This window comes from Neorhizobium vignae, from assembly GCF_000732195.1.
In the GTDB taxonomy this organism is placed as follows: domain Bacteria; phylum Pseudomonadota; class Alphaproteobacteria; order Rhizobiales; family Rhizobiaceae; genus Neorhizobium; species Neorhizobium vignae.
On sequence record NZ_JNNU01000026.1, the window covers coordinates 51207 to 72379 of the forward strand.

Annotated in this window: 24 protein-coding genes and 1 pseudogene; 10 read left to right on the forward strand and 15 right to left on the reverse strand. The window is 61.2% G+C overall.

What is annotated here, in order from left to right:
• Positions 1–2: 2 nt before the first annotated feature.
• The 5 genes from frr to GQ59_RS27145 all read right to left on the reverse strand — a co-directional run bounded on the left by frr (position 3) and on the right by GQ59_RS27145 (position 4444).
• Positions 3–560, reverse strand: a complete 558-nt coding sequence (gene frr / locus GQ59_RS27125; RefSeq protein WP_037087301.1) for a ribosome recycling factor — start codon at positions 558–560, stop codon at positions 3–5.
• Positions 561–605: 45 nt separating this feature from the next.
• Positions 606–1328 (reverse strand): UMP kinase, encoded by a 723-nt coding sequence (pyrH, locus tag GQ59_RS27130; protein WP_037087304.1) that lies wholly within the window; start codon positions 1326–1328, stop codon positions 606–608.
• A gap of 116 nt (positions 1329–1444) precedes the next feature.
• A complete protein-coding gene (gene tsf / locus GQ59_RS27135) occupies positions 1445–2371 on the reverse strand; it encodes a translation elongation factor Ts (RefSeq protein ID WP_037087306.1) in 927 nt (308 codons plus the stop codon).
• A gap of 236 nt (positions 2372–2607) precedes the next feature.
• A complete protein-coding gene (gene rpsB / locus GQ59_RS27140) occupies positions 2608–3381 on the reverse strand; it encodes a 30S ribosomal protein S2 (protein ID WP_037087309.1) in 774 nt (257 codons plus the stop codon).
• Positions 3382–3595: 214 nt separating this feature from the next.
• Positions 3596–4444 carry a cell envelope integrity EipB family protein gene (locus GQ59_RS27145; RefSeq protein WP_037087311.1) on the reverse strand — a complete coding sequence of 283 codons (849 nt, stop codon included), beginning with the start codon at positions 4442–4444 and terminating at the stop codon, positions 3596–3598.
• Between the two features lie 110 nt (positions 4445–4554).
• Between GQ59_RS27145 and GQ59_RS27150 the strand changes: the two genes are divergently transcribed.
• The 4 genes from GQ59_RS27150 to GQ59_RS27165 are packed head-to-tail and all read left to right on the forward strand — an operon-like array spanning position 4555 to position 7437.
• Complete coding sequence (locus GQ59_RS27150) at positions 4555–5025, forward strand: RidA family protein (RefSeq protein ID WP_037087313.1); 471 nt, start codon at positions 4555–4557, stop codon at positions 5023–5025.
• A complete protein-coding gene (locus tag GQ59_RS27155) occupies positions 5022–5759 on the forward strand; it encodes a glycerophosphodiester phosphodiesterase (RefSeq protein ID WP_037087315.1) in 738 nt (245 codons plus the stop codon). Before GQ59_RS27150 ends, GQ59_RS27155 begins: the two co-directional genes overlap by 4 nt.
• Positions 5760–5767: 8 nt before the next feature.
• Positions 5768–6964, forward strand: a complete 1197-nt coding sequence (locus GQ59_RS27160; protein WP_037087317.1) for a GNAT family N-acetyltransferase — start codon at positions 5768–5770, stop codon at positions 6962–6964.
• A gap of 41 nt (positions 6965–7005) precedes the next feature.
• Complete coding sequence (locus GQ59_RS27165) at positions 7006–7437, forward strand: HIT family protein (RefSeq protein WP_037087319.1); 432 nt, start codon at positions 7006–7008, stop codon at positions 7435–7437.
• A 4-nt stretch (positions 7438–7441) separates the two neighbouring features.
• Here GQ59_RS27165 and GQ59_RS27170 read toward each other — a convergent pair whose 3' ends face one another.
• The 6 genes from GQ59_RS27170 to GQ59_RS27195 form a co-directional block, all read right to left on the reverse strand.
• Entirely contained in the window at positions 7442–7780 is a 339-nt protein-coding gene (locus GQ59_RS27170) for an AzlD domain-containing protein (RefSeq protein WP_037087322.1), read from the reverse strand.
• Positions 7780–8523: an AzlC family ABC transporter permease gene (locus GQ59_RS27175; protein ID WP_037087359.1), complete on the reverse strand. Its 744-nt coding sequence runs from the start codon at positions 8521–8523 to the stop codon at positions 7780–7782. The genes GQ59_RS27170 and GQ59_RS27175 overlap by 1 nt, the downstream gene beginning before the upstream one ends.
• 30 nt (positions 8524–8553) lie before the next feature.
• Positions 8554–9084 (reverse strand): RNA 2'-phosphotransferase, encoded by a 531-nt coding sequence (locus tag GQ59_RS27180; protein WP_037087325.1) that lies wholly within the window; start codon positions 9082–9084, stop codon positions 8554–8556.
• Positions 9085–9193: 109 nt separating this feature from the next.
• Entirely contained in the window at positions 9194–11725 is a 2532-nt protein-coding gene (clpA, locus tag GQ59_RS27185; RefSeq protein ID WP_037087328.1) for an ATP-dependent Clp protease ATP-binding subunit ClpA, read from the reverse strand.
• Positions 11726–11735: 10 nt separating this feature from the next.
• Positions 11736–12089: an ATP-dependent Clp protease adapter ClpS gene (gene clpS / locus GQ59_RS27190; protein WP_007758328.1), complete on the reverse strand. Its 354-nt coding sequence runs from the start codon at positions 12087–12089 to the stop codon at positions 11736–11738.
• 256 nt (positions 12090–12345) lie between these two features.
• Positions 12346–12696 carry a phasin family protein gene (locus GQ59_RS27195; RefSeq protein ID WP_037087330.1) on the reverse strand — a complete coding sequence of 117 codons (351 nt, stop codon included), beginning with the start codon at positions 12694–12696 and terminating at the stop codon, positions 12346–12348.
• Positions 12697–12707: 11 nt separating this feature from the next.
• Here GQ59_RS27195 and GQ59_RS32150 point away from each other — a divergent pair, with 11 nt between their 5' ends.
• The gene (locus GQ59_RS32150; protein WP_152564476.1) at positions 12708–12974 is read left to right on the forward strand and encodes a hypothetical protein; all 267 of its coding nucleotides are present in this window, start codon (positions 12708–12710) and stop codon (positions 12972–12974) included.
• Positions 12975–13019: 45 nt separating this feature from the next.
• Here GQ59_RS32150 and GQ59_RS27200 read toward each other — a convergent pair whose 3' ends face one another.
• From GQ59_RS27200 to GQ59_RS27210, 3 genes are all read right to left on the reverse strand, one after another.
• Positions 13020–13223 carry a DUF3126 family protein gene (locus tag GQ59_RS27200; RefSeq protein ID WP_037087332.1) on the reverse strand — a complete coding sequence of 68 codons (204 nt, stop codon included), beginning with the start codon at positions 13221–13223 and terminating at the stop codon, positions 13020–13022.
• Positions 13224–13385: 162 nt separating this feature from the next.
• The gene (gene cysE, locus GQ59_RS27205; RefSeq protein WP_037087334.1) at positions 13386–14207 is read right to left on the reverse strand and encodes a serine O-acetyltransferase; all 822 of its coding nucleotides are present in this window, start codon (positions 14205–14207) and stop codon (positions 13386–13388) included.
• A gap of 115 nt (positions 14208–14322) precedes the next feature.
• Complete coding sequence (locus GQ59_RS27210) at positions 14323–15111, reverse strand: alpha/beta fold hydrolase (protein ID WP_037087336.1); 789 nt, start codon at positions 15109–15111, stop codon at positions 14323–14325.
• Between the two features lie 173 nt (positions 15112–15284).
• Here GQ59_RS27210 and GQ59_RS27215 point away from each other — a divergent pair, with 173 nt between their 5' ends.
• Both GQ59_RS27215 and GQ59_RS27220 read left to right on the forward strand, forming a co-directional pair.
• Entirely contained in the window at positions 15285–15530 is a 246-nt protein-coding gene (locus GQ59_RS27215) for a zinc-finger domain-containing protein (RefSeq protein ID WP_037087340.1), read from the forward strand.
• A gap of 13 nt (positions 15531–15543) precedes the next feature.
• Complete coding sequence (locus tag GQ59_RS27220) at positions 15544–16707, forward strand: FAD-dependent monooxygenase (protein WP_037087342.1); 1164 nt, start codon at positions 15544–15546, stop codon at positions 16705–16707.
• On the opposite strand, the gene GQ59_RS27225 is transcribed toward GQ59_RS27220, so the two are convergent.
• Positions 16708–17898, reverse strand: a complete 1191-nt coding sequence (locus tag GQ59_RS27225) for a cystathionine beta-lyase (protein WP_037087345.1) — start codon at positions 17896–17898, stop codon at positions 16708–16710.
• Positions 17899–18263: 365 nt separating this feature from the next.
• Here GQ59_RS27225 and GQ59_RS27230 point away from each other — a divergent pair, with 365 nt between their 5' ends.
• The 3 genes and pseudogenes from GQ59_RS27230 to GQ59_RS27240 all read left to right on the forward strand — a co-directional run.
• Positions 18264–19289, forward strand: coding sequence for an amino acid ABC transporter substrate-binding protein (locus GQ59_RS27230; protein WP_037087347.1), 1026 nt, complete (start codon positions 18264–18266; stop codon positions 19287–19289).
• Between the two features lie 115 nt (positions 19290–19404).
• Entirely contained in the window at positions 19405–20598 is a 1194-nt protein-coding gene (locus tag GQ59_RS27235; RefSeq protein WP_037087348.1) for an amino acid ABC transporter permease, read from the forward strand.
• 40 nt (positions 20599–20638) lie between these two features.
• A pseudogene (locus tag GQ59_RS27240) lies at positions 20639–21173 on the forward strand (amino acid ABC transporter permease); the annotation flags it as partial.

Below are 21173 nucleotides of genomic sequence, written 5' to 3' on the forward strand. Positions count from 1 at the left end.
AGTTAGACCTGCATGATTTCCTTTTCCTTATCCGCAAGCAAGCGGTCGACTTCGGAAATCGTATCATCCGTCATCTTCTGCACTTTTTCCGACTGCGAGCGGCTCTCGTCCTGGCCGATGTCGCCGTCCTTTTCGGCCTTTTTCAGGCCGTCCATGCCATCGCGGCGGACGTGACGGACAGCGACCTTCGCCTTTTCCGCATAGTCATGCGCAACCTTGACCAGCGACTTACGGCGCTCTTCGTTGAGCTCGGGGAGCGGAATGCGCAGGTTCTGGCCATCGACGATCGGGTTGAGGCCGAGGTTTGATTCGCGGATTGCACGGTCGACGGCGCCGACCATCGACTTGTCCCAGATGGACACGCCGAGCATTCGCGCTTCCGGCACGGTGATGTTGGCCACCTGGTTGAGCGGCACGCGCGAACCATAGGCTTCGACCACCACCGGATCGAGAATATTGGCCGAGGCGCGGCCGGTGCGCAGCGACGCGATATCGCTTTTGAACGCGTTGATCGCGCCTTCCATGCGGCGCTTGATGTCGTTGAGGTCGATTCCACTCATCCGTCTACTCCCGTATGTTGTCTGGGCGGCCCGCGACGCCGCGCCTCAATTGTCCGCTACGATGGTCTTGCGGCCGCCGCCGGTCAAGATTTGGGCGAAGCCGCCCTTCTCATGGATCGAAAAAACAATGATCGGGATGGAGTTTTCGCGGGCGAGCGCCACCGCCGCCACGTCCATCACCGCCAGACCCTTTTCGAGCACTTCGCCATGCGTCAGTGTCTCGAACCGGGTCGCCGTCGGGTCCTTCTTGGGGTCGGCCGAATAGATGCCGTCCACCTGGGTGCCCTTGAAGATCGCTTCCGCACCGATTTCAGCCGCGCGTAGCGCTGCCGCCGAATCGGTCGTGAAGAACGGATTGCCGGTGCCGCCGGCGAAGATCACCACCCTGCCCTGCGCCATGTGATGCAGCGCCTGGCGCTGCGAGAAGCTCTCGCAGATCTCCGGCATCGAGATCGCCGACAGAACCACCGTATCGACATCCAGCTTGCGCAGCGAAGTGGCAAGCGCCAGCGCGTTGATCACGGTGCCAAGCATCCCCATGTGGTCGCCGGTCACCCGGTCGCCGCCCTTGGAAGCCACGGCCACGCCGCGAAAGATGTTGCCGCCGCCGACGACCACGCCGACATCGACGCCCATGGCGCGCGCTTCGGCAATATCGGAGGCGACCCGATCGGCAACCGCAACATCGATGCCGAAACCCTGGCTGCCCATCAGAGCTTCACCGGAGGCCTTGAGCAAGACACGCTTGTAGAGGGGCTGAGGTGACATGGAGGCTCCTTGAAATCGAAATGCAATGCGGGAGGGTCAAACGGGTTGCGGATACACGAAGGGCACCGGCTTGTCACCGGTGCCCTTGCGCTTTCGACAGCTTTAGCTAACGAATATCAGCCTTTGGCGACCGCTGCGACTTCAGCGGCGAAATCCGATTCTTCCTTTTCGACGCCTTCGCCGAGCAGAAGACGGGCCATGCCGGTGACTTCGATCGAAGCGCCAGCGAGCTTTTCAGCATCCTTGACGGCCTGGCCGACGGTCACGTCCGGGTTGATGACGAAGGCCTGCGACAGAAGGGCAACTTCCTCGAAGAACTTGCGCATGCGGCCGTCGACCATCTTTTCGATGATCGCTTCCGGCTTGCCGGAAGCGCGCGACTGCTCGATGAAGACGTTGCGCTCGCGCTCGGCCACGGTTGCGTCGACTTCTTCGGCGCGGATGGCGAGCGGGTTGGTGGCGGCGATGTGCATGGCGACCTGACGGCCGAGCGAGGTCAGGACTTCCTTGTCGCCGACCGACTTCAGGGCGACCAGGACGCCGAGCTTGCCGATGCCGTCGCCGGCAGCGTTATGGACGTAGGTCGCAACGACGCCGTGCTCGACCTGCAGCAGGGCGGAGCGACGCAGCGTCATGTTCTCGCCGATCGTGGCGATCGCGTCCTTGATCGTGTCGGCAACCGGCTTGCCGGAAGCCGGATAGGTGGCAGCCGAGATCGCCTCGACGGAGCCGTCGGTCGCCAGAGCAACACTTGCGATGCCGCGGACGAGGTCCTGGAAGGCATCGTTGCGGGCAACGAAGTCGGTTTCCGAGTTGAGTTCGATGACGACGGCCCTGTGGCCGGCGCTGGCAATGCCGATCAGGCCTTCAGCCGCGGTGCGGCCGGACTTCTTGTCGGCCTTGGAAATGCCCTTGGCGCGCAGCCAGTCGATCGCCGCTTCGATGTCGCCGTTCGTTTCAGTCAGCGCCTTCTTGCAGTCCATCATGCCTGCGCCAGACTTTTCGCGCAGTTCCTTTACCAGTGCAGCGGTGATTTCAGCCATTGTTTTGCCTCTTGTCGGTTCAAGTGCTTCTCGCCGGAAAAACGTCGGCGGACTCAAAAGTTTTGGGACGAATGTACCCGGAAGTGTGACAGCGTGATGAAGACATCACGAAAGCGATCGCCTCGACGACCAAGCGGTGGCGGCTCGCCTTGAAACGACCAAGGCCAGGGATCGCTATCTCTGGCCTCGATCGAATTTCAGAAAGGAGGAGCGGGCAAAGCCGCTCCATCCGGCCTTTAAGCTTCTGCTTCCGCTTCGCCTTCGAGAGCCGGCTCGATCGGAGCTTCGGCAGAGGCGCCGACATCACGACCCGAAGCGCCCTGCTGGCGCGCGATGCCGTCGATGGCAGCGCGGGCGATCAGGTCGGTGTAGAGAGCGATGGCGCGCGAAGCGTCGTCGTTACCCGGGATCGGATAGTCGATGAGGTCCGGATCGCAGTTCGAATCGATGATGGCAACGACCGGGATGCCCAGGCGCTTGGCTTCGTCGATGGCGATCTTTTCCTTGTTGGTGTCGATGATGAACATCAGGTCCGGAGTGCCGCCCATGTCGCGGATACCGCCGAGAGCCTTGTCCAGCTTTTCGCGTTCGCGCTCGAGGTTCAGGCGTTCCTTCTTGGAATAGCCGGACTGTTCCGAGTTCAGGATCTCGTCGAGCTTGCGCAGGCGCTGGATCGAGTTCGAAATGGTCTTCCAGTTGGTCATCATGCCGCCGAGCCAGCGGGAGTTGACGTAGTACTGGGCAGAGCGCTTGGCCGAATCGGCGATCAGTTCGGACGCCTGGCGCTTGGTGCCGACGAACAGAACGCGGCCGCCGCGGGCGACGGTGTCGGACACGACCTGAAGGGCGCGCGACAGCATCGGAACGGTCTGGGCCAGATCGATGATGTGGATGTTGTTACGGTCGCCGAAGATGTACGGCTTCATCTTCGGGTTCCAGCGGTGAGTCTGGTGGCCGAAGTGGACGCCTGCTTCGAGAAGCTGGCGCATAGAAAAATCGGGCAATGCCATGCCTAGTTATCCTTTTCCGGTTGAACCTCCGCAAGGCGAACAGCACCCTCTTCGAGAATGCCACCGGGCGGAACAGTCCGGATTTCTCCCGGACAATCCCATGCCTTACGTGTGGAATGCGGCTGGCCATACATTCGATTTGCCGCAAAAGCAAGAGCTTTGCCGAAATTACCTCGGCGTGCCGGCGAGTGACCGGCAGTGAGCAGCGGGTGCGCTATTTTGCCGGCGCCGGGCACGGATCCTGCTGCGGCTTCAGGAGCTCCAGCTTGGCAAGGCTGCCGGACAGCACGAAGTCGCCGTAGTCCATGGTGAGATCGCGGGTGATGCCGTTTTCGTAGAGTTTGAACGACATGTTGTAGACCGGGGTCGGGTCGCCGACCGCATTCTCGTTGAAATAGGCGATCGTCACCGGCCAGAAGGAAGACTTTGCAAACTCGCCGGCCTTGTCGGCATCGACATCATCCTTCTGCGCCGTCTGCGACTTGCCGATCACCGTCGTGGTCAGCAGCGCCTGGTCACCGTTTTCCGAGCCGTCGAAGACCCGCGCCTCGAAGAAACTCTTGCCCTGCTTGGCGTTCGCGATGACATCGAGCATGTGGCTGGTCGGAAAATCGCTCGACGGCAATTCGATCTCGCGGCCGTCGGGCTGGGTGATTTCCACCTTGATGCCCTTGTCGACGATCGACGCGTCGCCGCTCAGCTGCTTGTCGAGCTGCTCGTCGGTGAAGGACTTGGTCTCGAAGTGGAACTGGTTTGCGGCCATGTCCTCGAAGGTCGTGGTCTGCTGATCGCTAAGGCGCGTCTCCTCGCCCGTATTGATCTTGGTCACCAGCCGGAAATTTGTGGAAAAACCGGTGCAGGCCGAGCCGGTGAACTCATAGACCATGCGGCCGAACATGCCTTCGATGCCGGAACGTTCGGAGGCATTCTTGAGCTTCAGGTCATAAATGGCGCGATGCGGGACGAGCAGCCGGGCAGCAGCGTCGGTATTCGCGTCCGCGGAGGTGGCAGCCGCAAGGCTCAGACCGCCGGCAAGGATCACCCCGAGGCTCATTCGCAACATTCACATTCTCCTGTTGGACTCAGTTGGTGATGTTATAAGAACGCCATCTGACCAAGCTAAGGCCTTGATGCAGGATTTTTGAGGAATTTACAACAAAACGGGAGTCGAAAATGACCGCAGCCATCGAGGGCCGCCTGCAGGAACTGGGGATCGTGCTCCCCGTCGCGGCAGCACCCGCCGCCAATTACGTGCCATATACGATCAGCGGCAATACCCTTTATCTTTCGGGCCAGTTGCCGATCGAAGGCGGCAAAGTGGCCGTCACCGGCCTCGTCGGCCGCGATGTGGATTTGCAGGCCGCGCACCGGGCAGCGGAGCTCTGCGCGATCAACATCCTCGCCCAGGCGAAGGCGGCACTCGGTGGCGATCTCGGCAGGATCCGCCGCGTCTTGAAGCTCAACGGCTTCGTCGCTTCGACACCTGACTTCGTGGAGCAGCACCTGGTCATCAACGGCGCCTCCAACCTGATCGCCAACGTGCTGGGCGACGCCGGCAAACATGCCCGCGCCGCCGTCGGCATGGCCTGCTTGCCACTCAACGCCTCCGTCGAAATAGACGCCATCATCGAGATCGAAGCATGACCTCAGCATCCTGGATCAAGGACCTCCCGGTCGCCCATCGCGGCTTTCACGACATGAACCATCAGGTCTGGGAAAATACCCTGTCTGCCTTTTCGCGCGCGGTGGAAGCCGGCTTTGCGATCGAATGCGACGTGCAGCTTGCCTCCGACAGCGTTCCGGTGATCTTTCACGATCACGACCTCGAGCGGCTCTGCGGCATCAAGGGCGACATCCGCGAAAAGACCTCCGCCGAGCTCGGCATGCTTTCGGTCGGGGCTACGAAGGACAAGGTGCCGACCCTGAAGCAGATGCTTGCGCTCGTCGCCGGCAAGGTGCCTCTGGTCATCGAGATCAAGGGGCGCGAAGGCAACGGCGAGGACGATGGGTTCGCCGAGGCGGTGCTCGAAGTTCTCGAAGGTTATCAGGGCAAGGTGGCGCTGATGAGCTTCGACTATCACATCCTGCGCGACCTCAAGAATGCCGGCTCGCCCTACCCGCTTGGCCTGACCGCCATGGGCGACAAGCCCGAGGAATTCTTCGAGCACGACGAGGCGATGCAACTTGGCCTCGACTTCATTTCCTATCACTACCCCCACCTGCCGAACACGTTCATCACGGCACAGAGAGCGACCGGAATTCCGGTCATTACCTGGACCGTGAGGGATGCAAACGGCCGCGAACATACTTATAAATATGCGGACCAGATGACCTTCGAAGGTTTTGATCCGCGGGAGGCAACCTCCCCCTCCCTGTAAAGCAGCGTATGACCGGTAATCTTACCATCCGCATCGAAAAGTCCTTCTGCGCGATCAGCGAGACAAGCTGGTCGCGCCTTTCGGGCACTTCCAAGTCCTCGTCCCTGGACGTGCCCTACAATCCGTTCCTGTCGCACGCCTTCCTTTCGTCGCTGGAGGAATCGGGCTCGGCCACGGCAAAGACCGGCTGGCTCGGCCATCATCTGCTTCTCGAGGACGACAAGGGCACGCTGATCGGCGCAGTCCCCGGTTACCTGAAGAGCCACAGCCAGGGCGAATATGTCTTCGACCACGGCTGGGCCGACGCATTCGAGCGAGCCGGCGGGCGTTATTATCCGAAATTGCAATGCACCGTCCCATTCACGCCGGCGAGCGGACCGCGGCTGCTGGTCTGCGAAGGTTACGACAGGGGATCGACCGAGTTGACGCTTGCGGCCGGTCTCCAGGAGGTGACACGCCAGCTCGGCATCTCGTCGGCGCATGTGACCTTCGTTGCCGAAGACCAGGTCGCCGCCTTCGAGGAGGCCGACTACCTGCACCGGACCGACAAGCAGTTCCATTTCATCAACGAGGGTTACGAGAACCACGACGCGTTCTTGGAAACGCTGGCGTCCCGCAAACGCAAGGCGCTGAAGAAGGAACGCCGCGCGGCCTTGGAAAACGGCATCAGCATCGAATGGCTGACCGGCAAGGACCTGACCGAAGAGATCTGGGACCAGTTCTTCACCTTCTACATGGACACCGGCGGCCGCAAATGGGGCCGGCCTTACCTGACGCGTAAATTCTATTCGCTGATTGGCGAGCGCATGCCGGAAGACATCCTGCTAGTGATGGCCAAACGCGAGGGAAAATACGTCGCCGGCGCGATCAACTTCATCGGCGGGGATGCGCTCTACGGCCGGCACTGGGGCTGTATCGAGGATCACCCCTTCCTGCATTTCGAGGTCTGCTATCACCAGGCGATCGATTTCGCGCTCGCCAAGGGCTTGAAGCGCGTCGAGGCCGGCGCGCAAGGGGAACACAAGCTGGCGCGCGGTTACCTGCCTGTCACCACCCACTCGATGCACTATATCGCCCATGCGGGGCTGAGGCGCGCGATCGCCGACTATCTGGAACACGAGCGCGAAGACGTGGAGCAGATGACGGAATATCTCGCCGAGCACAGCCCGTTCCGCAAGGGTGAGCGCCAGCAGGAACAGGACTAGGTCTTTAGAAGACTACCGGACGACAAGGAGAGGACATCACGATGAGCGGACAGGCTTACGACAGCAACAACATCTTCGGCAAAATCCTGCGCGGCGAGATCCCGTGCCACCGGGTCTACGAGGATGACGACACCCTTGCCTTCATGGATGTCATGCCGCAATCGCCCGGTCACCTTCTGGTGATCCCGAAAACCCCATCGCGCAACATCCTCGATGCCGATCCTGCCGTGCTTTCGAAGGTCATCCCGGTGGTCCAGAAGCTCGCCAAGGCCGCCAAGGACGCTTTCGAGGCGGACGGCATCACCGTGATCCAATTCAACGAACCGGCTTCCGGCCAGACCGTCTTCCACCTGCATTTCCACGTCATCCCGCGCTACGAGGGACAGGCTCTAAAGCCTCATTCGGGCCAGATGGAAAGCAACGAGGTGCTGGCAGCAAACGCCGAGAAGGTCATCGGCGAACTGGGCAACTAAGACCTCAGAAGCCGACCCACCAGAGGCCGGCGACCAAAAGCGCCATGGGCACAGCCACACCGATGCCGACCTTGCGGCCGGTCGCCAGGAACACGGCAAACCCGATGCCGGCGGCTCCGACCCTCAGCCAGAGCGGTGTGCCGGCGAGCGTGCCGTTCGGGAAAACGATCAGCTTGGCGGTAACGGCCATGACGAGCGAGGTCGCCACTGCCCTCACCCAATACAGCGCCTCGGAATCCTCGTTCAGCCGGTTGCCGGTGAAAACCCCGAGCCAGCGCCAGATATCGGTCGCCAGGAAACCGGCGACCGCGATGACGATGAAGGTCCAGTATTCGGCAATCATCACCTGGCCTCCTGCCCGGCGTGCTTTCTCTTCCGACGCGCCCGATCGATCAGATAGGCCACCGTTCCGCCGCCGACGCCGGCGCAAAGCACGTCGAATTGCGGGGTCACCAGCGCCAGCGTCGGTCCGAGGATCATCCCCATGACGAAGGCGATCTTGACCACCGGCTGGTGCGCGCTCGCCCAGATGGAAGCGTTGAAATAGACCGGCGTCAGGAAGAAGAGTATGCCCGCGACGACCGGCGGAAACCCCGAAACGATGTCGTAGAAGACCCCGACGACAAGGGTTCCAGTCAGGGTCAAGGTCACGCCGAAGCCGGCGAAATAGGTCGCCCGATATTCGCGGGGAACGTTGCGCAGCGTGGTGATCGCGAACACCCAGGAGGTGATGGCGATGAAATGCGACAGGATCAGCAGCAGCCAGATCGGCGTGCGCCTCGTGCGCATTTCCGGGATGACCGAGGCGACCATCGGCATCATGCGGATCGAGGAGAGCGTGACTGCGAGGAAACAGGCCGCGATGTTGGCGCCGCTCGCCATGCTGCCGACCAGAATGACCTGCGCCGGAAGCGCCCAAATCCCCAGCGACATGAAGACCGCCTCGGCGCGCGTCAGCCCCGATTCGAGCGCGAAGGCGCTGAAACCGACGATCGAGGTCAAGAGAATGAGGGCCGGAAGCGAAAGCAGGCCCCGCATGCCGGTAAAGAACCAGGATAGGGCATTGCGGTCGTCATGTTCAGGCATTGCATCCATCATTCGGCGTTCGTCTTCCGCTCAGGCCTGAAGATAGGCCGGCGGAACATGATCCGTCAGCCAGACGCCATTGTCGGCCCGGAAGAAAGCACGACCATCGCGATACATCCTGCCGGCATCCACCTTGAGCACGACGGGTTTGCCATGCCGGCTACCGACCTTGACGGCGGTTTCCTCGTCGAGCGACAGATGCACATGCTGGCGTTTGCCGGGTTTAAGACCTTCAACCATGATCGGCTCAAGATTGTCCCTCGCCGTGCCGTGAAACAGGACTTCCGGTGGCTCACTGAGCTCCAGACCGAGATCGACGGCGACGGAATGTCCCTGGGCCGCCCGGATCAGCTGGCCATCTTCGGAAAGCGTGAAGCGCTTCTTGTCACTGCTGGCGACGACTGCCTCCAGGATCGGGCGGTCGATTGCAAAACCCTGTTCGCGGGCTTTGGCGATTAGGATATCGACGGATGTCCAACCATTTGTGTCCAGAACGATGCCCAGGCGTTCAGGTGCGTGGCGAAGCACATGGCTGAGAAGCTTGCTGATTTCGGTCGACATCCGGCGGTTCCTGACTGAGCAATGCCCGTGTTCGTGACAATGCTGCCGGGCTTACAAAAACGACGATGCCGGGACAAGCCCGGCATCGCAGGAGTTCCGTGCGGAACTGTTATTTGCTCTTCGGCACGCGCGGCACCGTGCTGCTCTTGCGCGGCGGCGTCTTGGGCGCATCTTCCGAAGCGATCACGTCCACATCGACCATGGCGCGAGCCCGGGCCGAGCCGCCGTCCTTGTCCTTCGGCGCCGACTTCTTCGGCGCCTTGGGCTTAGTGACCTTGGCCTCGGCTTCCTCGGCGGCTTCTTCCACCTCGGCCTCCGGCTTCGGCTTCACGGGCGTCGCTTCGGAAATCGAGTCGAGGATGAGCTTGTCCTTGCCATCCTCGCCCTTGCCGACGGTAACGCGAACCACGCCGCCCTTACGGAGCTTGCCGAACAGGATCTCGTTGGCGAGCGGCTTCTTGATGTATTCCTGGATGACGCGAGAGAGCGGGCGGGCGCCCATCTTCTCGTCGTAACCCTTTTCCGCCAGCCAGGCGATCGCGTCCTGGTGGAGGTCGAAGGTAACGTTGCGTTCCGAGAGCTGCGTCTCGAGCTGCATGACGAACTTCTGGACGACCTGATGGATGACGTCCGTCGGCAGCGGTGCGAACGGGATGATCGCATCGAGACGGTTGCGGAATTCCGGGGTGAACAGGCGGTTGATCGCCTCTTCATCCTCGCCGGTGCGCTTGGACGAACCGAAGCCGATGGCGGCCTTGGCCATTTCCGATGCGCCCGCATTGGTCGTCATGATCAGGATGACGTTACGGAAGTCGATCTTCTTGCCGTTGTGGTCGGTCAGCGAACCGTGGTCCATGACCTGCAGCAGGATATTGTAGATATCCGGATGCGCCTTCTCGATTTCGTCGAGCAGGACCACGCAGTGGGGATGCTGGTCGACGCCGTCGGTCAGAAGACCGCCCTGGTCGAAGCCGACATAACCGGGAGGTGCGCCGAGCAGCCGCGAGACCGTGTGGCGTTCCATATATTCCGACATGTCGAAGCGCAGCATCTCGACGCCGAGGGAAGCAGCGAGCTGCTTGGCGACTTCCGTCTTGCCGACGCCGGTCGGGCCGGAGAAGACGTAGGAGCCGATCGGCTTGTTCGGTTCGCGAAGGCCGGCACGAGCGAGCTTGATCGCCGTAGACAGGGCTTCGATCGCCGTATCCTGGCCGTAGACCACCGAACGCAGTTCCTTCTCGAGGTTGGCGAGAACCATCTCGTCATCCTTGGAGACGGTCTTTGCCGGAATCCGCGCCATGGTGGCGATCGTCGCTTCGATCTCCTTCTCGGTGATCAGCTTGCGGCGCTTGGAGGCCGGAAGCAGCATCTGGGCCGCACCGGTCTCGTCGATCACGTCGATCGCCTTGTCCGGAAGCTTGCGGTCGGAGATGTAGCGGGCCGACAGTTCGACGGCCGACTTGATCGCCTCGTTGGTGTAACGCAGCTTGTGATAGTCTTCGAAATAAGGCTTCAGGCCCTTCATGATCTCGATCGCATCCTCGATCGACGGTTCGTTGACGTCGATCTTCTGGAAGCGGCGAACCAGAGCCCGGTCCTTTTCGAAGAACTGGCGGTATTCCTTGTAGGTGGTCGAACCGATACAGCGGATCGCGCCCGAAGACAGAGCCGGCTTCAACAGGTTCGAGGCATCCATCGCGCCGCCGGAGGTGGCGCCTGCACCGATGACCGTGTGGATCTCGTCGATGAACAGGACCGCACCCGGATACTCTTCGAGTTCCTTGACGACCTGCTTCAGGCGTTCCTCGAAATCGCCGCGATAACGGGTGCCGGCGAGCAGCGTGCCCATGTCGAGCGAGAAGATCGTGGCATCGGCGAGCGCTTCCGGCACCTTGCCTTCGATGATCCGCTTGGCGAGGCCTTCGGCGATCGCCGTCTTGCCGACGCCCGGATCACCCACGTAGAGCGGGTTGTTCTTGGAGCGGCGGCACAGGACCTGGATCGTCCGGTTGACTTCGGCATGGCGGCCGATCAGCGGGTCGATCCGGCCGTCGCGGGCCTTTTCGTTCAGGTTGACGCAATAGGCCTTGAGGGCATCCTGCGGCTTCTTGGCGGAACCTTCCTCCTGGTCGCGGGCGGAGGGCTTGGCTTCCGGTTCGCTGTCTTCTGCGCCGCGCGGCGTGCGGGTCTGGGACGTGCCCGCGCGCTTGCCGATGCCGTGAGAAATGTAGTTGACCGCGTCGTAGCGGGTCATTTCCTGCTCCTGCAGGAAGAAGGCCGCATGGCTTTCCCGTTCCGCGAAGATCGCGACGAGAACGTTGGCGCCGGTCACTTCCTCGCGGCCCGAAGACTGGACGTGGATGACGGCGCGCTGGATGACACGCTGGAAGCCGGAGGTCGGCTTGGAATCCTCGTCATAACCGGTGATCAGGTTGGCAAGTTCATTATCGACATAGTCGGTGACGGTCTTGCGCAGTGTTTCCAAATTGACGTTACAAGCGCCCATGACCGCGGCTGCGTCGGCATCGTCGATCAACGCCAAAAGCAGGTGCTCGAGCGTGGCATATTCGTGATGCCGCTCGTTGGCAAAGGTCAGTGCCTGATGCAGCGCCTTTTCTAGACTAGGCGAAAATGTTGGCACGTCGGGTTCCTCACTTCTTTTCCATGACACATTGCAGCGGATGCTGGTGTTGCCGGGCGAAGTCCATGACCTGGGACACTTTGGTTTCCGCTACTTCATATGTAAATATTCCGCATTCCCCCACGCCGTGATTGTGGACGTGGAGCATGATACGCGTCGCTGCCTCCCTGTCCTTCTGAAAAAAACGTTCCAGAATGTGAATGACGAACTCCATCGGCGTATAATCATCATTCAGCAGCAGTACGCGGTAGAGATTGGGCTTCTTTGTTTTCGGCTTCGTGCGCGTGATGACCGAGGTACCGCGATTTGCGTTGTCTCCGTCGCCACCCTTTTCAGCTTGCATCAAGATCGGCAGTGCGATCATCTTCATTCATTCCCCAGTCATCCGGCGGGTTCGTCCGAATGGCCGAACGGCCGGACTTTAGTCTTCCTAACTTAGTTCATTGAACGCGGATTTTAAGCCCCCTTTGCGGCCACGCAATCACTATTCCGCTAAAGAGATCATGGAACATGCCGAAAATCGGGAATTTCCGCATTGGCATGAATCAAAAAGGCCGGCAGCGTTGAACGCCGCCGGCCTTCTATGGTGAAGGCGTCGCTTTTGGGGGCCGCTATGCGCGCTACGCGGCGTTTGCGGTCACCACGGCGGTCGGCTTTGCGACCGGCACTTCGTAGGGCTTGTAGGCCGTCTTGGCGAGATCGGCATACATGTCGGTAATCTTGGTCGACTCGGCAATGAAGCTCTCGTATGCCGACTTCACGTAATTGGTCTGGAGTTCGAACGCCGCTTCGACGCTGCGGGTGGAAGCGAGCGCTTCCATGAAACCCGTCATGTCCTGGAAAGACTTCTTGGAATAGTCGGTCGCTTCGGTGGCGATCGCCTGATAACCCTTGGCAATCTCGGAATAGCTCTTCAGCATTCCGTCCATCGCTTCCTTGCTCTTCTTGCTGGCCTCATCGAAATTGAACATCGCCGGTCCCTTTGTTCTATTCGGATGTGCTGATAGAAAGCGGCGTACCGATAAAAGTCAAGGCTGATTTGTGCGGCGCAAAATCACCGTTGGTTGCAGCGGGATTGATGCAGATGCATAGATGGATTCAGGCTTCTGATTTTGCGAAGATATATCAGCTGATCGCAACCAGCCGTGCAAAAACGCCGCAGCCATTTTCTTTCCCGGCGGTCGTTCCGCTTCTTTCCCGGCGGTCGTTCCGCACGAATCAAAAAAGCGGGCCTGTCAGCCCGCCTTGAAATCGCGCGACCGGGAAGATCACAGATCGACGCCGAGGAGATCGATCAAAGATCGACGTCCAAGATGGCCATGGAGAAATTGTAGGAGCGGTCGCCGTCCTCGTCATCGATATAGATGACGCCGAGAAACTCGTCGCCGAGGTAAACTTCGGCCGAGTCGTTCTTGCGCGGACGCGCCTTGACGATCGCCTGCGGATTGATCACGCGCTTGAAGTAGGCATCGAGCTTCTTGATTTCGTCCGGTTTCACGTTTCTCTCCGTCAGCGGTTCTCGGTTGCGGCGCTTTTGGCATGGGACAAAGGCAAAAGTAAAGCCGCGAGAAGTAGCCTCCGCCGCGCATTTGCGATGTTCGTTGGGGCCGATGTTCAGCGAACCCCAAACATCGACAAGCGGCGGACAAACGCAGACGAATCAGTCGTCGGCAACGAGAAGCTGGTCCATCAGGCGCGATGGTTCCGAACACCCCGCGCTCCCGACCACCTTTGCCGGCACGCCGGCGACGGTCGACTTCGGCGGAACGGCCTTCAGGACCACCGAGCCCGCGGCGACGCGCGAGCACGACCCGACCTCGATATTGCCGAGAATCTTGGCGCCGGCGCCGATGAGGACGCCGTTGGCGATCTTCGGATGGCGATCGGCGCCTTCCTTGCCGGTGCCGCCGAGCGTCACCCCATGCAGGATCGAGACATTGTCGCCGATGACAGCCGTCTCTCCGACCACGAGGCCCGTGGCGTGATCGAGGAAGATGCCCTTGCCGATGCGGGCTGCCGGGTTGATGTCCGTCTGGAAGACGCTGGAGGAGCGGCTCTGCAGATAGAGCGCAAAATCGCGGCGGCCGCGGTTGAACAGCCAATGGGCCAGCCGGTGCGCCTGGATCGCGTGGAACCCCTTGAAATAAAGGACCGGCTCCATGAAACGCAGGCAGGCCGGATCACGGTCGTAGACGGCCTGGATGTCGACGCGCATGATCGCGCCCCATTCCGGCCAGTCGGCCAGCATTTCCATGAAGGTCTGGCGCAGAAGGACGTCCGGAATATCCGCATGGGCGAGTCGCTCGCAGATGCGGTGCACGACGCATTCCTCAAGCGAGCGATGGTTGAGCACGGCAGAATAGAAAAATGCGGCGAGCAGCGGGTCCTGCTCGGTTGCCGCGCGCGCCTCCTGGCGCAACGTATCCCAGATGGGATCCATCGTTGCGACCTGCTCCTGGCGGATTTCAGTTCTTGCGGCCATCGCCGTCTCCTCGTTTGCCGTACGGCAGAGCTTCCTACGGCAGTATATAGAATAAGTTTACGCCGAGACCAATGGGCGCAAAATCGCATTCCGTTGATCGTAAGGATGAAGAAACCTACGGTCTTGCGGAGAGTTCCGCGTAGAAGTCGAGAACCGCCTTCTTGAACACCCGGTCGCCGACTGCGAGCATGTGGTCGCGTCCGGGAATATCGAGGGCAATCGCGTGCGGCATCAGGGCGGCCAGCTCCTGCGCGGAACCGGCGATGTCGTCCGTGGTTCCGACCCCGATCAGGGTGGGCGCGTCGATACGCCCCATGTCGCCGCGACTGACAAGGTCCCGCGAACCGCGGATGCAGGCGGCCAGGGCCTGCCTGTCGCTCTTCGTCTGGTCGGCAAAGGCGCGGAACATGCGGCCGCGGACATGGGTGACGTCATCGAGCGAAGGGGCGAGCAAGGCGTCTGCGATCGGGTCCCAGTCCCCTACCCCGTCGGTCATGCCGATGCCGAGGCCGCCGAGGACCAGAGAGCGTACCCGATGCGGATGGGCGAGCGCGGAAAAGACCGAGATACGGGCGCCCATCGAATATCCGAAGACATGCGCTTCCGGGATCCTCAGGTGATCGAGGAGCGCCATCGAATCCTCTGCCATCACCCAGGGCCGATAGGCTTCCGGATCGAGCGGCTTGCCGCTTGCACCATGGCCGCGATTGTCCATGGCAATCACCCGGTAGCCCGCGTCGCCCAGCGTCTTCAGCCAGCCCGGATGTACCCAGTTGACCAGCGCGCTCGATGCGAAACCGTGAATGAGCAGCACCGGATCGCCGGACGGATCGCCTTCGTCGAAATAGGCAAGATCGAGACCCTGATGGGAAAACTTGGAGAAGGCAGGCGCGTTGAGATTCATCGAAGGCAGTCCTCATTGACGCCGGGAACATAAGGGATGAACCGCGGCGTTTGAACCCGTGGCCGACACGAAATCGACGCGCCTGCGGCGGTTTTCCCACTACACAATCGCAAAGCGGGCGGCTAATGTCCGGCGCAAATCAGACGCGCCGCATTCAAATATCGGAGACCATCATGGCCGGGCACAGCATTCCCCACTTCCAGAACGACGGCGGGCATCGCTTGATCCAGATCGGCGTCAAGGAATTCATGTGCACCGGCGCCTCCGTTCCCTTCGACCATCCGCACATTTTTATCGACATGGGCGACGACAACGAAAAGGTCTGCTCCTACTGCTCGACCCTCTACCGCTACAATCCGTCGCTGAAGGTCGAACAGACCGACCCGCCGGGCTGCGTCTTCCACGTCAAGGCCGCCTGATCGGCATTCCGACATGCCCATTGAAAGAGTAGCGATCATCGGTGCCGGCATGGCCGGGCTGACGGCCGCGCTCGCCTTCGCCCGCCACGGTATAGCCTGCGACATTTTCGAGGAGGCGGCCGCCCTGATCGAGGTCGGGGCCGGCCTGCAGGTATCGCCGAACGCGTCGCGCGTCCTCTCCGAACTCGGCGTTCTGCCCGCGCTCGAAGCCGTCTGGACCGAACCCGAGCGGATCGCTCTCGTTTCCGGGACGTCGCTCAGGCCGCTTGCCCATGTTCCGGCCGGACGTTTCGCCCGCGAGCGCTGGGGTTCCCCCTACGGCGTCCTCCACCGCGCCACGCTTCAACAGGCATTGCTTGCCGCGGTCGAACAGAACCCGCTCTGCAGCATCCATCTGGATACGCCCATCCGCAAGGATCCGCACGTGACGCTGGCCGGGATCACCGGCAGAACCTACCCCCTGATCGTCGGCGCCGACGGCGTCTGGTCCAACCTGCGCGCCGGCATACCGGACAGCCCACAGCCGGACTTTTCGCGCAATGTCGCCTGGCGCTTCACGATTCCCGGCAGCGCCAGACCCGACTGGCTCGACGCGGGCCAGGTCACCGCCTTTCTCGGGCCCTCGACCCATGCGGTTGCCTACCCGCTCAAAGAGATCGACGGGTTCAATATCGTCGCAATCGCCTCCGGCATCAGCCCTGGCAAGACGTGGGATGCGCAGGCCGGCGATGCGCAGCGGCGCATGCTGCTGGGCCAGTTCCATCGCTGGGACCGGCGCATCGTTCAGCTGATCGAAAGAGCCGAAAAACCGATCTTCTGGCCGCTCTACGAGGTGAGTGCCGGGCGCTGGCACAACGGTCGCGACATGGTGCTGATCGGCGATGCGGCGCATGCGATGATGCCGTTTGCGGCCCAGGGCGCATCGATGGCGATCGAGGACGCGTTCGTATTGGCAAATCGTGTGGCAGGTCCCCTGCCCCTTGCGCAGGGGCTGGCCGATTTCGAGACCGAACGTACGGAGCGGATCGCCAAGGTTCGCGCCCGCGGCCTGTTCAACCGCTTCGCCTATCACGCCCGCGGCCCGATCCGGCTCGGCCGAGACATCGTTCTGTCGCTGCGTCCGCCGCAATCGCTCGCGGCGGATTTCGACTGGCTCTACGGCTTCAAGGCGCGGTGATCAGATCTCGGCCGCCGCCGCGAAGCCGATTTCCAGGTCCTTCTTCAGGTCAGCCACGTCTTCGAGGCCGATCTGCAGGCGAATGACCGGACCTTCCGGCGGCGCCTTGCGGATGGTGCGGTCCGACAGGTTGACCGGCACGGCGAGGCTCTCGTAACCGCCCCAGGAGTAACCGAGGCCGAAGAAGGACAACGCATCCAGGAAAGCGTGCGCCTTGGCTTTCGCCGTGTCGCCCTCGGCCTTCAGCACGAAGGAGAAGACGCCGCTGGCGCCCTTGAAATCGCGCTTCCAGATCACGTGGCCGGGAAAGCTCGGCAGGGCCGGGTGCAGGACGCGCGCGACGTCGTGGCGGCTCTCCAGCCATGTGGCAATATCGAGCGCGCTTTTCTGATGATGTTCAAGGCGCACGCCCATGGTGCGCAGGCCGCGCAGGATCTGGTAGGAATCATCCGGTGCGCCGCAGATCCCGAGCGCGATGCGGGCTTCCTCGAGCTTGGGCCAGTGTTTGGCGTTGGCCGATACCGAGCCCATGATGATGTCCGAATGGCCGGACGGATATTTCGTCGTCGCATGGATCGACACGTCGACGCCGAAATCCAGCGGCCGGAAATAAAGCGGCGTCGCCCAGGTATTGTCCATAGTGACGACGCAATCGTGCCGGTGAGCCACGTCGGCGATCGCTCGGATATCCTGCATCTCCATGGTGTTGGAGCCCGGCGCTTCGGTATGGATCAGCCTGGTGTTCGGCTTGATCAGCGCTTCGATGCCGGCGCCGATTTCCGGATCGTAATACTCGACCGCGACACCGAGGCGCTTCAGCATCGTATTGCAGAAATTACGGCATGGCGCGTAGACGGAGTCGACGATCAGGGCGTGGTCGCCGGCCGAAAGATAGGCGAGAAACGGCACCGAAATCGCTGCCAGTCCCGAGGGAACGAGGATTGTCCCGGCCGAGCCTTCCAATTCGTCGAGCGCTGCGCAGAGCGCATCGGTCGTCGGCGTGCTGCGGGTTCCGTAGGTATATTTCTGGGCCCGTTTCTCCATCGTCGCCGCATCGGGAAACAACACGGTCGAAGCGTGAACGACCGGCGGATTGACGAAACCGTGGTAGTCGGACGGGTCGTTGCCCATATGGGCGAGACGCGTGTTGGGGCCAGCGCCGGTGAACAGGGACTCGGTCGTCTTTTTCATGTCGGGGAGAGCTTTCGTTGGCAATGGAGACGCAAAGTTTTGCCGTCGGAGCAAGGCCCGGTCAACCCCGCGAACGACGCCTGAAGCAGATACATCAGGTTGCCTGCCACATCACGGAAAACGCACCTCTTTTGATCATGCACTGCTCAAACTTTAAGTAACTGAGCGTTTTCTGAGCCGGGTTAACGAATTTACCTCATTTCAGACGCAATTCGAAAAGGCGACACTTGACCCTGCGTTGTTTTGCGAATGAGATAGCAACGCCTGCACCGGGAGGGTTAGCGGGCGGCCGGCCGTATTCGAAAAGACAGGGGAGCGGCCCGGTGCCATCAAGTCACAGAAAACCACAGATAAAGGTTGGGAAAATGAAAAAGACGCTTCTGTCAGCCGCGATTGGCGCAGCGGTCCTTGGCTTCGCATCGGCGGCATCGGCCGCCACGCTTGATACCGTCAAGTCCAAGGGTTTCGTTCAGTGCGTCGTCAACACCGGTCTCGCCGGCTTTGCCGCACCGGATGCATCGGGCAACTGGTCCGGTTTCGACGTTGACTACTGCAAGGCCGTTGCTGCTGCCATTTTTAATGACGCAACGAAAACGAAATACACCCCGACCACCTCGCAGACCCGCTTCACGGCGCTGCAGTCGGGCGAAGGCGACGTCCTGTTCCGCAACACGACCTGGACGATCAACCGCGATACCGCGCTCGGCTTCAACTTCCGGACCGTCAACTATTACGACGGCCAGGGCTTCATGGTGCCGAAGAGCCTCAACGTGAAGTCGGCTCTGGAGCTTTCCGGCGCTGCCGTCTGCGTTCAGTCCGGCACCACCACCGAGCTTAACCTCGCCGACTATTTCAAGGCCAACAAGCTCGAATACAAGCCGGTCGTCTACGAAAAGCTGCCGGAAGTGAACCAGGCCTATCAGGAAGGCCGTTGCGACGTTTACACGACCGACCAGTCCGGCCTCTATTCGCTGCGCCTGTCGCTTTCGAACCCGGATGAGCACATCATTCTGCCGGAAATCATTTCCAAGGAGCCGCTCGGCCCGGCCGTTCGCCAGGGCGACGACCAGTGGTTCGATATCGTTTCGTGGACGCATTACGCACTGGTGCAGGCTGAAGAGTTCGGCATCACCAAGGCCAATGTCGATGACATCCGCAAGTCCTCCACCAACCCGGACGTCCGCCGCTTCCTCGGCGTCGAGAAGGATACCAAGATCGGTACCGACCTCGGCCTGACCAACGACTGGGCCTACAACATCGTCAAGGCCGTCGGCAATTACGGCGAAGTGTTCGAGCGCAACATCGGCCAGAACACTCCCCTCAAGATCCAGCGCGGCCTGAACGCGCTCTGGACCAAGGGCGGCCTGCAATACGCTCCGCCGGTTCGTTAATCGGCCAGAACAAGACGGGATAAGGCGGCAATGCCGCCTTATCCCCGCCTAAGACCAAAAAACGCATAAAAAAGAAAAAGGCCTCAAAAATGAGGTCACAGGGGAAAAGGCCAGCATGACAGATCACGCTGCAATTGCGCCTTCCGAAGCGCGAACTCTCAGATCCTATGTTTACGACCCCAAGATCCGGGGTATTTTTTTCCAGGTCCTGACGCTCGTTATCGTCATCGGCGTCGGCTGGTCGATTTTCGACAATACCGTCGCCAACCTTGCACGTTCCGGTACCGCCTCCGGGTACCAGTTCCTGAAAGGCCGCGCCGGTTTCGACATCGGCGCCTCGCTGATCGACTATTCGAGCGATTCGACCTACGGGCGCGCCATCCTCGTCGGTTTCCTCAATACGATCCTGGTGGCGTTCTTCGGCATCATCACCGCAACCGCCATCGGCTTCATCATCGGTATCGGCCGTCTTTCGAAGAACTGGCTGATCGCGAAGCTCTGCACCGTCTATGTGGAAGTCTTCCGCAACATCCCGGTGCTGCTGATCATCTTCTTCTGGTACAAGGGTGTCCTTTCGTCCCTGCCGCAGGTTCGCGACTCGCTCAAACTGCCGCTCGGCATGGTGCTCAACAACCGCGGGCTGGCCTTCCCGAGACCCGTCTGGGGCGATACCGCATGGGTAATCCCCATTGCATTGCTGATTGCCATCGTTGCGACCTTCATCGTGGCGCGCTGGGCAAAACAACGGCAGATGCGGACCGGCCAGCAGTTCCATACGATCTGGGCGGCAATCGGGCTGATCGTCGGCCTGCCGGTTCTCGCCTTCCTTGCCGTCGGCGCTCCGCTGACGTTCGATTTCCCGATCGCCGGCCGCTTCAACCTGTCGGGCGGATCCGTGATCGCGCCGGAATTCGTGGCTCTTTACCTGGCTCTGTCCTTCTATACGGCCTCGTTCATCGCCGAGACGATCCGCGCCGGCATCCGGGCTGTCGCCAAGGGGCAAAGCGAAGCGGCGGCAGCGCTCGGATTGCAGCCGAGCACAACCACCCGCCTCGTCGTCGTACCGCAGGCAATGCGGGTCATCATTCCGCCGCTCACCAGCCAATATCTCAACCTCACGAAAAACTCGTCGCTCGGCATCGCCGTCGGGTTCCCGGAACTGGTCGCCACCGGCGGCACGACGATGAACCAGACCGGACAGGCGATCGAAGTGGTGTCGATCTGGCTCGTCGTCTATCTCAGCATCAGTATCACGACCTCTCTGTTCATGAACTGGTTCAACGCCAAAATGGCCCTGGTGGAGAGGTAAGATCATGAACACGAAAAACGTTGCCTATGTCCGGCAGGAGATGATCGGCCCGACCCCTGCTCCGCTGAGCACCAGGAGCGCCTCGGGCTGGATCCGCACCAATCTTCTGGCGACGCCGAAGGATGCACTGCTGACGATCCTTGCCGTCGCCGTCCTCGTCTGGGCGCTGCCCGGCATGATCAACTGGCTATTCGTCCAGGCGGCGTGGTTCGGGACCGACCGCACATTCTGCACCACCGCGGTACAGGGCGGCATCAAGCCGAATGGCTGGAGCGGCGCCTGCTGGGCCTTTGTCGGGGACCGCTTCCAGCAATTCATGTTCGGGCGTTATCCGATCGACGAGCGGTGGCGGCCGATGCTGGTGGCGATCCTGTTCATCGCCCTGCTCGTACCGATCCTGATGCCGAAGCTGCCTCGCAAGGGCCTGAATGCCCTGCTGCTCTTCGTCGGCCTGCCGATCGTCGCATTCTTCCTGCTGCATGGCGGCGTGTTCGGGCTCCAGAAGGTCGAGACCCCGCTCTGGGGCGGTCTGATGGTGACGCTGATCCTGTCCTTCGTCGGCATCGCCGTCTCGC